10 protein-coding genes are annotated in these 12,966 nt (G+C 43.8%); 4 read left to right on the top strand and 6 right to left on the bottom strand.

What is annotated here, in order from left to right; genetic code table 11:
• Positions 1 to 16: 16 nt before the first annotated feature.
• Together SIO70_RS09435 and SIO70_RS09430 are read right to left on the bottom strand one after the other, a co-directional pair.
• Positions 17 to 682, bottom strand: coding sequence for a DedA family protein (locus tag SIO70_RS09435; protein ID WP_320580633.1), 666 nt, complete (start codon positions 680 to 682; stop codon positions 17 to 19).
• Positions 683 to 775: 93 nt separating this feature from the next.
• Positions 776 to 2,029 carry a dicarboxylate/amino acid:cation symporter gene (locus tag SIO70_RS09430; protein WP_320580632.1) on the bottom strand — a complete coding sequence of 418 codons (1,254 nt, stop codon included), beginning with the start codon at positions 2,027 to 2,029 and terminating at the stop codon, positions 776 to 778.
• Positions 2,030 to 2,209: 180 nt separating this feature from the next.
• On the opposite strand from SIO70_RS09430, the gene SIO70_RS09425 reads away from it, so the two are divergent.
• Together SIO70_RS09425 and SIO70_RS09420 are read left to right on the top strand one after the other, a co-directional pair.
• Complete coding sequence (locus tag SIO70_RS09425) at positions 2,210 to 3,700, top strand: amino acid permease (protein WP_320580631.1); 1,491 nt, start codon at positions 2,210 to 2,212, stop codon at positions 3,698 to 3,700.
• Positions 3,701 to 3,811: 111 nt separating this feature from the next.
• Positions 3,812 to 4,522: a YebC/PmpR family DNA-binding transcriptional regulator gene (locus SIO70_RS09420; RefSeq protein WP_083720982.1), complete on the top strand. Its 711-nt coding sequence runs from the start codon at positions 3,812 to 3,814 to the stop codon at positions 4,520 to 4,522.
• A 55-nt stretch (positions 4,523 to 4,577) separates the two neighbouring features.
• Here the strand turns inward: SIO70_RS09420 and SIO70_RS09415 are convergent, their stop codons facing one another.
• Entirely contained in the window at positions 4,578 to 5,291 is a 714-nt protein-coding gene (locus SIO70_RS09415) for a response regulator transcription factor (RefSeq protein WP_320580630.1), read from the bottom strand.
• Between the two features lie 422 nt (positions 5,292 to 5,713).
• Positions 5,714 to 8,113, bottom strand: a complete 2,400-nt coding sequence (locus tag SIO70_RS09410; RefSeq protein WP_320580629.1) for a thiamine pyrophosphate-dependent enzyme — start codon at positions 8,111 to 8,113, stop codon at positions 5,714 to 5,716.
• Positions 8,114 to 8,312: 199 nt separating this feature from the next.
• Between SIO70_RS09410 and SIO70_RS09405 the strand changes: the two genes are divergently transcribed.
• Positions 8,313 to 8,714 carry a DUF1573 domain-containing protein gene (locus SIO70_RS09405; RefSeq protein WP_083720988.1) on the top strand — a complete coding sequence of 134 codons (402 nt, stop codon included), beginning with the start codon at positions 8,313 to 8,315 and terminating at the stop codon, positions 8,712 to 8,714.
• 169 nt (positions 8,715 to 8,883) lie between these two features.
• Positions 8,884 to 10,113, top strand: a complete 1,230-nt coding sequence (locus SIO70_RS09400) for a pyridoxal phosphate-dependent aminotransferase (protein WP_320580628.1) — start codon at positions 8,884 to 8,886, stop codon at positions 10,111 to 10,113.
• A 624-nt stretch (positions 10,114 to 10,737) separates the two neighbouring features.
• Here SIO70_RS09400 and carA read toward each other — a convergent pair.
• Positions 10,738 to 11,847, bottom strand: a complete 1,110-nt coding sequence (gene carA, locus SIO70_RS09395) for a glutamine-hydrolyzing carbamoyl-phosphate synthase small subunit (RefSeq protein ID WP_320580627.1) — start codon at positions 11,845 to 11,847, stop codon at positions 10,738 to 10,740.
• Positions 11,848 to 11,943: 96 nt separating this feature from the next.
• Positions 11,944 to 12,765, bottom strand: coding sequence for a hypothetical protein (locus tag SIO70_RS09390; protein ID WP_320580626.1), 822 nt, complete (start codon positions 12,763 to 12,765; stop codon positions 11,944 to 11,946).
• Positions 12,766 to 12,966 lie beyond the last annotated feature (201 nt).

Genomic DNA, 12,966 nt, shown 5'->3' with positions numbered 1-12,966 from the left:
AGGATTTTAAAGATAATTATTCATTCACATCCGCATGCGGTGGCGCATGGTGCTTCGTTTTACCGAAAAATAATTTTATTAAAACAGGCAATGTGGTAATAAGTATAAGTATAATAATGATCAGTTCCAGGTGCTTCTGTAGCCCAGGGAATGCTTTACCCAGGTAATGACCCGCCAGCATCATGGAAAACACCCATACAAATGAACTGACGATGTTGTAAAACATGAATTTCTTCTTGTCCATCTGTACAATACCCCCAACTATCGGAGCAAATGTGCGGACAATCGGCATAAAGCGGGCAAGGAAAATAGCCCCGCCGCCATGCTTGTCATACAATTCCTTGGCCTGGTATAAGTGCTTCTTTTTAAAGAAGAGGGTATCTTTTCTACTAAATAACAAAGGTCCCGATTTCCGGCCAATCCAGAAACCAACCGCATTTCCTAATATACCGGCAACCGCCACCATCGTCATTATCACAACCAAAGGCGTATTATAAAAACTATCGCTCAACATAGTACCGTAAAATCCGGCAAGGAATAACAGTGAATCGCCGGGAAGGAAGAATCCTACAAACAGGCCCGTTTCTGCAAAAATGATAATCAATAACAGGTACAATCCACCATGCTCAATGATCCATGCCGGGTTAATAAGGTGCTTGAATAGTTCTAAAAACTGGTCCATATGTTTTGTATAATCTCCACTAATTTAAGGTCTTGCCCTGCGGAATCGCCGCGGAAGCAAAATAAGGATTTAAACGTTATCTCTATGTTATAGTTAAGGATTAGTTCCTGGCTCCGCCAGTGCACCCTCCCATTTTGATACTACGCCAGTCGCCATCGCATTTCCAATTACATTGGTAGCAGAACGGCCCATATCCAGCAGGTGGTCTACTCCCAGCAGCAGCAATAATCCCTCGTCCGGAATCTTAAACATAGACAGGGTGCCTGCTATCACTACCAGCGACGCCCTTGGGACACCGGCTATCCCTTTACTGGTGATCATCAATACCAGCAACATAGAAAACTGCTGCTCGATGCCCAGGTGCATATCATAGGCCTGTGCAATAAAGAGACTAGCAAAGGTCATATACATCATAGAACCATCCAGGTTGAAAGAATAACCCAATGGCAATACAAAGCTCACAATACGATTGTCAGCACCAAACCCTTCCAGTTCTTCCATCACCTTAGGATACGCAGCCTCACTGCTGGCAGTACTGAACGCCAGCAATACCGGATTCTTGATTCTTTTCAGGAGATCCAAACCACGCTTACCCAATATCAGGCAACCTACCCCTGCCAATACAAGCCACAGGGTTCCAAGCCCCAAATAGAACTCACCGATAAATATACCGTAGGTTTTTAGTATCCCGGCCCCCTTCTCTGCAATCGTGGCAGCCATAGCGCCAAATACGGCAAATGGTGCAAAGTTCATTACATACCCGGTTACCTTGAGCATGATATGTGCTACGCTATCCAGGAACTTGATCACAATCTGGCCCAGTTCCCCTACTGCTGCTGTAGCCACACCAAAGAACAATGCAAATATTACAATCTGCAGGATCTCGTTATGTGCCATTGCATTTACTACGCTATCCGGAAACACATGCTCGAAGAAACCTCTCAGGGTCATATCTGCCGCTTTAATACCGGTATCCGCATGTTTATCTACCAGGTGCATGTCAACACCAGGTTTCAATATGTTTACCAGGATCAATCCCAGAAACAGGGAAACGAAAGTAGCTGTAATAAACCATAACATGGTCTTTCCTCCAATACGGCCTACGGCCTTAATATCCCCTAACTTGGCGATTCCTACTACCAGCGTGGTAAATACCAGCGGAGCAATAATCATTTTAACCAGGCGGAGGAAAACACTGGTCAGTATCGATATGTTTTCTACGAACTTTCCAATAGTAGCTTGCCCACCATCTTTACCCGAATAAGCAATATTCACCAAATAACCTGTCAATATCCCCAGTACCATTGCTAAAAAAATATACAAGGTAAGGCGGTTGGTTTTCTTCATGAAGCGGTGCTTTTTGTATTAGTAAATTATTTAAAGTGATAAAAATCCCTCAAAAATAACGCTGTTCATCTAAAGTTGTGTGTCATTTTATAAAATTGATGCCTATATTTGGCGATCTGTAATGATTTGAAACAACAAATTACTAAACCATTCAAACGTCAACCACAATAGACATACAGTATGGGCAAACTTTTTGTAAAAAAGCCTCTCTCCATTTTATTATCAGAAGCATCTGAATCGGACAAAGGACTTAAACGCACGCTGGGTGCAGGTTCCCTGATTGCATTGGGCATTGGCGCCATCATTGGAGCAGGCCTTTTTGTAAGAACTGCTGCTGCTGCCGGACAACACGCCGGACCTGCAGTAATCTTCTCTTTTATTATTGCAGCTGCAGGTTGTGCATTAGCAGGTTTATGCTATGCAGAATTTGCATCTATGATCCCTATCGCCGGAAGTGCTTACACCTATTCTTATGCTACCATGGGTGAATTTGTCGCCTGGATCATCGGATGGGATCTTGTGCTGGAATATGCACTTGGAGCCGCTACCGTAGCCATAGGATGGGCGCAATACCTGAATAAGCTATTGGAAAAGACAGTCGGATGGACCATTCCTTACGAATGGTGTCACAGTCCATTCGAAGTTTCTGATGCGGGAGCACATGGTATCATGAACCTCCCTGCTATATTCATATTACTGCTCCTGAGCTTATTGCTCATACGGGGTATCGAAGGTTCTGCCATGGTGAATAACATTATCGTTATCGCTAAGGTAGCCATCGTAATCCTGATCATCATTCTTGGCTGGCAGTTCATCAACCCGGCTAACCATACGCCATTCATGATCCCTGCTGATGCCGGTACCGTTACCATGCACAATGGTACAGTGATCGATTATTCTGCTTACGGGTTCCACGGTATATCAGGGGTTCTTCGGGGTGCTGGTGTTGTATTCTTTGCTTTCATTGGTTTTGATGCGGTATCTACTGCTGCACAGGAAACAGTCAATCCTAAGCGCAATATGCCAATAGGTATCCTGGTTTCCCTGTTCGTATGTACAGCCTTATATATCCTCTTCTCTTACGTGCTGACAGGTATCGCTCCTTATCAGGACTTCGTGAAAGAAGGTGGTGAAGCCTCTGTAGCTTACGTAATTGACAAATACATGATTGGGTACGGCTGGCTGTCTACATTTGTAACAGTGGCAATCCTGGCTGGTTTCTCCTCAGTTATCCTCGTTATGCTGCTTGGTCAGACCCGTGTATTCTACTCCATGGCCAACGATGGTCTGGTACCAAAAGTTTTTGCTGAACTGCATCCTAAATACCGTACACCGTACAGGTCACAGGCTATGTTCTTTGTTTTCGTATCCCTGTTCGCAGCATTCGTTCCGGATAGCGTAGTAGGTGATATGACAAGTATCGGTACCCTGTTTGCCTTCGTACTCGTATGCTTTGGGGTGATCGTAATGCGTAAAACAGATCCTGATCAGCCCCGTGAATTCAAAACTCCATGGGTACCGGTTGTGCCTATCGTGGGTGCGTTGTTCTGCCTGGCTATGATTTTCAGCCTTGGCTGGGAAAACTGGTTACGACTGCTGGTATGGCTGTTGATTGGCTTCATTATCTATTTCGGATATAGTGTCAAGAACAGCAACATCAGAAAAATGTAGTAATAAAATATTCTCCAAGTATAAGCAGGAAGGGGCCGGGAAATTCAGTTTTTCCGGCCTTTTCCATTAAATTTGCGTCTCTATTCTTAATAACTAATTACATTACCCAATATGGGAAGGATATTTGAAGTAAGAAAACATACCATGTTTGCCCGCTGGGACAGGATGGCAAAGCAGTTTACCAGGATAGGCAAGGAAATCGCGATAGCCGTAAAAGCGGGAGGTCCTGATCCTGATAATAATCCAGCCCTCCGCAGGTGCTTCGCGAATGCGAAGGGTGTAAACATGCCCAAAGACCGCGTAGAAGCTGCCATCAAGCGCGCGATGGGGAAAGATAAAACTGACTACGAAGAAGTTGTATACGAAGGATATGCACCGCACGGGGTGGCTGTAATGATAGAAACTGCTACAGACAACCCAACCCGTACCGTAGCTAACGTACGTATGCACTTCAACAAATTAGGCGGCTCCCTCGGCAACAGTGGTTCCGTAGGATTCCTCTTCAACCGTGTGGGTGAATTCAAAATTAAAAACGAAGGGCAGAACCTGGAAGACCTGGAGCTGGAACTGATTGATGCCGGACTGGAAGAAATCGGTGAAGACAGTGAGGGAAATATCATTCTGCGTACTCCATTCACTGAATTTGGGAACATGTCCAAAGCACTGGAAGATAGAAATATCATTCCTATCAGTGCTGAATTAAAACGACTCCCTACCACTACTACCGAGCTGAATGAAGAGCAGGCGAAAGAAGTGCTGGAACTGATTGACAGGCTGGAGCAGGATGATGATGTTCAGCAGGTGTTTCACACACTGAAATAATTGCAATCTTTGCATAAAATGAAAAGGGTCTCTCGTAGCAGACCCTTTTCATTTTTTAAAGCTTTTCAGCAACCTTTTCTGGTTCGGTCAGTAACCTTAACCCTTTCCCGTGTATGGTTTCCAGTTTAATGGTACCATCCAGCTTAAAATGCTTCCTGATACGCGTCAGGTATACATCCATGCTTCTGCCGGTGAAAAAGTCGTCATTTCCCCACACACTGAGCAGAATTCCTTCTCTCTTCAGCTTCTTATTCGCATTTTCACAGAGATACTTGAGCAGCTCAGCCTCCTTAGGCGGTAAATTGATATTGGTATTGGTTGGTTGATGATATATTTTGAATTCGCTGTAATTAAACATGAGCGAACCAAGGGTGAACACCACCTGCTTGTCATGCTGTAACAGACGGCTCCGCTTCATAAACACTTCCATACGGCAGAGCAACTCTTCCATATTGAAAGGTTTCACGAGGTAGTCGTCTCCACCAGCTTCAAAGCCATTCAGCTTATCCTGCTCCATATATCTGGAGGAAGCAAAAATGATTGGTACGTTCTCATCCTTGTCGCGGATTTCCCGGCACAGGGTAAACCCATCCATGCCTGGCATAATCACATCCAACAGACAGATGTCAAAGGGCTTTTCCTGAAAAGTTGCCCAGCCCTCTTCGCCATTGGCACAATGTGTCACATCATACCCGGCTTTTTCTAAATGGCTTTTTACCACTTTGGCAAAAAACAAATCGTCTTCAACTAACAGTACTCCTGCTTTCATAAATGGATTTGGGTTGATAATTAAATAATTTAATTACTATTAACCTATCGTAACGTGGTGCTTGTTCAATTCGCCCTCTAAAAAAATACAATACAATTTATATCCTGCGCGCTGATTTTCAAACATTCATTTTATTCATTCCTGATGACTAAGAAAAAATCAATGTCTAATATATTAAGTATCACTCACTACAGAATTATAACATACTTACAGAAAAAAATGTTTAAACATTAGTAATCCTAACTTAATTGTCCTGTTTCGCTCAATTAGGAATTTCTTTTGCCGGAATAATAAATATTATAAAACTATTTATCATATTTGTACCTGTACTACTTGTCATTTCTTAAACCTACAACGATACCAAACAAAAACGCAAGGCCTTTTACTGCCTTGCGTTCGTATTTTAAGCTCAATTACTTTATTTATTCAGCCACCATTTCCAGCACTACTCTCACTACATCTTCCACATTTGGCTTGGAGAAGTAATCCCCATCAGAGCCATATGCAGGGCGGTGGGCCTGTGCGCTCAATGTACGTGGGGCCACATCCAGCCAGCGGTAAGCACCCTGACCTTCAATTACCTGCTGGAACATATAAGCGGTACCACCACCTGGTACATCTTCGTCTACAAACAGGATCCTGTTCGTCTTCTTCAGTGATTCCAGGATCTTATGATTGATATCAAAAGGTAGCAATGTCTGTACATCCACCAGTTCAACTGATACTTCCAGCTGTTCCAGTGTCTGCATCGCTTCTTCTACAATACGCAAAGTAGAGCCGTAAGACACGATGGTGATATCTGTCCCTTCTTTTATCACTTCCGGTACGCCCAATGGTACGGTAAACTCACCCAGGTTGTTAGGCAGTTTTTCCTTCAGGCGGTAGCCATTAAGAGATTCGATCATCAGGGCCGGCTCATTTGCCTGCAGCAGGGTATTGTACATACCTGCCGCCTGCACCATGTTACGTGGTACACACATGTGCATACCTCTCAGGGCACCCATGATCATGCTCATTGGTGAACCGGAGTGCCAGATGCCTTCCAGTCTGTGACCACGGGTACGAACGATGATAGGACATGCCTGAATTCCTTTTGTACGGTATTGCAGACTGGCTACATCATCACTCAATGGTTGCAGGCCATAGAGCAGGTAATCGAGGTACTGGATTTCAGCAATAGGTCGTAAACCACGCAATGCCATTCCTATACCCTGCCCCATGATCGTTAACTCACGAATACCGGTATCAAAGATCCGCTTATTGCCATGTTTTGCCTGTAAACCGGCGAAACCCTGATTTACATCACCAATTTTACCTACGTCTTCACCAAAGGCAAAAACTTTAGGATTACTACCAATCAGCTGATCGAAATATCTGTTCAGGATCTCGTATCCGTTTATGCTTACCGCATCTTCATCATACACTGCCGGTACTGTAGGTACATTCAGTGCAGAATTCACGCCTGTAGCATGCAGGAAGGAGTTGTAATTTTCTTTTTCGCGGCTCAGCAGGTCCTCATAGTAAGTTTTCAGGGCAGCGATAGCCGGTGCCTTGATATTCCTATGACGGAACAGGATGTTAGCAGCAGTTCTCAGGATGTCCTTTCTCCAGGGCTCCCTGTTATTCTGCAACTCCTGCAGCAGGTTATTCACAATTGCTGTATCTGCCTGTGGCAATGCAGCTACTGCCTGACCAAATCCCAACATGGTCTGTACCTCTTTGCGGATAGGCGCGATGTACTTTTCCCATGCACTCTTACGGGATTCCTGTGCAAAAGATTTGGCTTTCGCCTCTATTTCTGCCAGGGTAGCTTCGTCAGAGAGTGCGTTTTCCAGTATCCACAGGCGCATCTGGTGATTACAGTCAAATTCTTTTTCCCAGGTTAGTCGCTCCTTGCTTTTATAACGCTCGTGCGAACCACTGGTAGAGTGGCCCTGTGGCTGAGTCAGCTCCTCCACATGGAATAAGGCAGGAATGTGAGTTTCCCTGATCTTACGGATCCCCGCTTCAAATACTTCACACATGGCGGCATAATCCCACCCTTTTACATTATATATATCAAAGCCGTTGGAGTCTTCTGTTTTACGGAAGCCTTCCAGCGCAACGCTGATGGAGTCTTTAGTCGTTTGGTACTTACGTTGTACGGAAATACCATACCCGTCATCCCATACAAATACCGCTAACGGTACCTGCAATACACCTGCCGCATTCATGGTCTCCCAGAAGTGGCCTTCTGATGTGGATGCATCACCGATTGTAGCAAAACATACCTCATTTCCATTCTTTGACAACCCTTCCATATTCTTCAGGCTTTCTACATCCCTGAATAATTTGGAGGCAAATGCCAAACCAAGGGCCCGTGGCATCTGGGCTGCAGTTGGCGACATGTCTGTTGCGGTGTTCTTTGTTTCTGTCAGATTCAACCAATTTCCATCCTTACCAAGGTTAGGCGTGGTAAAATGCGAGTTCATTTGTCGGCCTCCCGAAAATGGCTCATTGGCCAGGTCGGGATCTGCATACATCTGTGAGAAGAACTGCTCAGGAGTGGCAATACCACTGGCGAAAGCAAACGTCTGATCACGGTAGTAACCGGAGCGGAAATCTCCTGGCTGGAAATATTTGGCCATGGCTACCTGAGCCACTTCCTTTCCATCTCCGAATATACCGAACTTGGCCTTACCTGTAAGGACTTCCTTACGGGCCAGCAGACTAACTTCTCTGCTTTCGCAGGCCAGGCGGTAATCCTCAAGTACTTCTTTCCGAAATTCCTCGAATGACAGCCGGCTTTCCGTATTCATAGTTAGTTCATTGTTTTCTATCATGCCTCGTTGTATATGTCACAAAAGTAAGGTATAAAATACAAGTGAGAAATGATTGTAAATGTATCAGGTAAAATAATTAGAATTTTTTTAATAAGATTTTAATAAATTCTCTATTGAAGCGTTATTTTTGGCTGTAAATTTGTTACTTACGAAACGGTGATCATTTTTTAACCAATCGTCTTAAACCACATTATATCAAATGAAAAAGTTTATCTTATCCCTATTTGCGAGCATGTTGTTAACTACTGCTCTTTGGGCTCAATCTCAGACTACTACACCAGCAAATCCTGTTGATGGTAAAGTGAAATTTGCGAAAGAAACCATTGACTTCGGTAAAACTAAGTTCAACAAACCAGTTTCCGTTGATTTCGAATTCACCAACGTCAGCAAAGAACCAGTTATCATTGAAACTGCACGTGCAAGCTGTGGTTGTACTACTCCAACCTGGACCAAAGAACCAATCCTGCCTGGTAAAAAAGGTAAGATTACTGCAGGTTACAGCGCAAATAGTGTAGGTACACAGAACAAAACTATCTGGGTAAAAGTTAAGGGAGTAGATCAGGATAAAGAACTGCACCTGACAGGCCAAGTTGAAAACTAATTTGTACTGCCATTGCAACGGCCCCCGTTGTATAACTTATTAAGCCTTACAGTTTTTAAAATTGTAAGGCTTTTTTTTTGCTGCCAGGCTCTATCTGCATACCATATTTTTATCCAACCATCAGCATCTGCGAATCCACTACCTTTGTATACGCAATCAAACACAATATATGCCTACCATTAGCAAGAGAGGTGAGGAAATGCCTGCTTCTCCCATCCGAAAACTTGTCCCTTACGCAGAAACTGCTAAGAAAAAAGGGACCAGGGTATTCCACCTGAATATCGGCCAACCCGATATTGAAACACCAAAACAGGTTCTGGATGCGGTACGCCATTCAGACTTCAAAATTCTTGAATACAGTCACAGCGCGGGAAACGAAAGCTACCGCCGCAAACTCGTGACTTATTATGAACGATTTGGTATTGATCTAAACCATCAGCAGATTATTGTCACCACAGGTGGCTCTGAAGCCATTATGTTCGCATTTATGGCCTGCCTGGATGCGGGCGATGAAGTACTGGTACCTGAACCTTTCTATGCAAACTACAATGGTTTTGCTACAGAAGCAGGTGTAACAGTCACTACCATCACATCTTCCATCGAATCCGGTTTCGCACTGCCAGCCATGGAGGAATTCGAAAAAGCCATCACGCCTCGCACCAAAGCGCTGATGATCTGTAATCCCAACAACCCCACCGGCTATCTTTACAGCCATGAAGAACTGAACGTACTGAAACAACTGTGTTTGAAGTATGACCTGTACCTCTTTTCTGACGAAGCATACAGGGAGTTCTGCTATGTAGGAGATCATTTCTCCGCCATGATGCTGGAGGGGCTGGAGCAACATGTCATCCTGATGGATACCATATCCAAGCGTTATAGCGCCTGCGGCGGCCGTATTGGCGCCCTGGTAACTAAAAACCAACGGGTATTGGATTCAGTTATGAAATTCGCTCAGGCAAGATTAAGCCCTCCTTCCTTTGCGCAGATTGCAGGTGAAGCTGCCGTAGACCTGCCACTCAACTACTTCTGGGAGATTAAGGCAGAATACCTTCGCCGAAGAGATCTGCTGGTGAGCATGCTCAACGAGATCCCAGGCGTGTTTTGCCCTAATCCGGGAGGCGCATTTTACGCCATGGCCCGCCTGCCGATCGATAACAGCGATAAATTCTGCCAGTGGCTGCTGGAAAGCTTCGATTACGAAGGCAAAACACTGATGCTGGCACCAGCTACCGGTTTTTATGCAACCCCAGGTTTAGGCCGTAATGAGGTAAGACTCGCCTATGTCATTAATACCGATGATATCCGTCAGGCGATGATCTGTTTAAGAAAAGCCCTGGAAATTTATCCAGGTCGCACCGAAGTCGCACAGGAAACAATGGCTGAAGCCAGGCAATAGATATATTATATAAAATTCTATATAATAGAATTTCTTTTCACAAATAGAAAAAGAGGCCCAAACAGCCTCTTTTTTACATTAAGAAAAAATATATGTACACTTTTTTAAACAGAATGTGCAATATTTCTATAAAAAATGTTGGATTCTTCAATTTAGTTCGTATATTTGAATTGTGAACGACGGGATAGAGAAAGAAAGTAGAGGATAGTGAAACTCGTGGTTTAGCATAAATTTAACCTTAGAAATTTTTCCGAACGTTTTTATCAACCGAACTTTACTCCGTCAACATAAAGGTGTTGCGACTACAGAAAAAAGAAATTTTCAGATTTCTGTAAAAAAGTTTGAAGAAAACTAAAACGTTTTAGCAAAATACCGTATTTTTGTATCAGTTTTTCATAACGTGGAATTTATAAAGGCAAACGGCTCCGTTCACGGAGCCGTATTTTTTTGTCCTATATCCATTTAAACTATTGATAATCAATACTATTTATATCTCACTCAATAAAAAGGGGCTTTTGCATGGTGCAAAAGCCCCTTTCTTTTCAACCAGTATTTTAGCACAAATAGAAACGGCCCGGACATAGCCGGACCGCCTTTTGGTCATATTCTACATACAAACTAATCTTACATGTGCTTCTTAATCATGGTAAAGAAGTCATCGAACAGGTAACGGCTGTCATACGGACCAGGAGTTGACTCCGGATGGTACTGTACGGAGAATGCAGGTTTGTTCTTAATCCTGATACCTTCGATTGACTCGTCGTTCAGGTTTACGTGTGTTACCTCTACATGCTCGCTGGCAGCTATTGCCTTAGGATCTACCGCAAAACCGTGGTTCTGGGTAGTGATTTCGCAACGACCGGTCGCCAGGTTCTTTACCGGATGGTTCAGACCGCGGTGACCGTGGTGCATTTTATAAGTAGGGATGTCGTTGGCCAGTGCCAGCAACTGATGTCCCAGACAGATACCAAACATTGGTTTTTCTGCTGCCAGAATTTTCTTCACTGTATCCACTGCATATTTCAGCGGCGCCGGATCACCAGGACCGTTGGATACAAAGTAAGCATTCGGCTTGAATTTTTCGCACTCTTCAAATGGAGTATCTGTAGGGAATACCTGTAGGTAAGCACCTTTGTCAGACAGGCATTTCAGCATATTACGCTTTACACCATTGTCCAGTACTGCTATACGGATATCAGCGTTAGGATCGCCTACATTATAAGCCTCTTTGGTAGACACTTCCTTGCAGAGGGCCTGACCTTCCATTGAAGGTACTTCCTTCAGCTTAGCTTTCAGCTGATCTACGTCAAGTATTTCGGAAGAAATGATACAGTTCATTGCACCCTGGCTACGGATGTGTGATACCAGCGCACGGGTATCTACATCGTAAATAGCAACCAGGTTATTCTCATTCAGGAAATTCTCCAGAGAACCATCCGCCATTGGACGGGAGTAATTGTATGCAATGTTCTTAGCGATCAAGCCATTAATTTTCACACTTTCACTCTCTACATCATCCTTTTTCACCCCATAATTACCGATATAGCAATTATTCATGATAAGGACCTGCCCTTTATAGGAAGGATCGGTAAATACTTCCTGATATCCCGTCATACCAGTATTAAAACACAGCTCACCGGAAGCGGTGCCTATTTTACCAAAAGCTTTTCCCTGAAATACTGTTCCATCTTCTAACAGTAATATCGCAGGCTGGATTGATCTTGTCTGAGGCATTGCTTATTATTCTTTTTTAAAAAATCGTGCAAAGTTATTGAATAATAGCTTAAGAATTGCGAAAAACACGGATTAATTCTTAGCCCACCTCAGCAGTTACTTAATATGTATCGATTTTATGATACGTAATGCGGCCGTAGATGCATTTTTATCATCATCGCGGTACCTAATTCCAATTTCCCAACGGTGTTGTCCACGGTTCACCAGCAGGTCATAAAATGCGAGTCGAAGGGAACCTTTGTAGTTATAGGTACCCTGCAGCAACAATGCATCCATACCACTTTGTGTAATGTGGCTGGTCGTATATTTCAGATCAGAGATAGCGTCTTCTTTCTGCATTTCATTCGCAGCGGTAGTAGCTGCAAGTTCCAGATCGTTCGAAATGTTAGTCCGGAAGCTGAACATGTTTACCATAACCTGCATCCCTTCCTCCGAGCGGTTACGGTAGCTTTTGGCATATTCGACCAGCGGAGCCAGTTCAGGAGTCAGTGGCTGGTCGCTGACACCCAGGTGCATTGGCGTACTGATTTCGACCGCCTGGCGGCCAATAACAACAGTTTCCCAGGTCGAATAGAGCCATGACTTATCTATTTTAGGGTAGATGATGCTTATGACCATTTTCTTGCCGAAATAGCCCCCGGCTACTGCAGCAAGACCTATTACGAGAATCAGGGATACAAGCGCTCCCCGCCTGCCGGCCCATTTGATATATCTTTCTTTGAGGCTTTCTTTGGGTTCTTCTTCCTTCACATAGATGCCAACTTCCTGTTGGAATGCTTCAAAATCCCCTTCCGGACGTTTTTGTTTCCAGTTAGAGAAACAGTTCTCTATCTTTTTGCCACATTTTTCGCAAAATGTAAGGAATTCAGAGCGTGACGGGTTGTGGTGAGCACAGGCGTTGCACTTTAAATAAATCATAGGTTTCTGAGATTATGGTTAGTTGTCCTGTTAGCAATATTACAAAATAATTTAATTAATTAATTGAATAATACGACAGCTGCCAGAGGTCGTCCCCTATTCTACAAATGAAAAAATCCCGGGATTACTCCCGGGACTCTTTCATTATCTTCAGATACTATATGCTAATTACTCAGCAGTTTTCTCTTCAGTTGCAGTTGC

This window comes from Chitinophaga sancti (assembly GCF_034087045.1).
GTDB classification, from domain to species: domain Bacteria; phylum Bacteroidota; class Bacteroidia; order Chitinophagales; family Chitinophagaceae; genus Chitinophaga; species Chitinophaga sancti_B.
The sequence above is the reverse complement of the archived record's forward strand: the minus strand, read 5'-3'. Positions and strand labels throughout refer to the sequence as shown.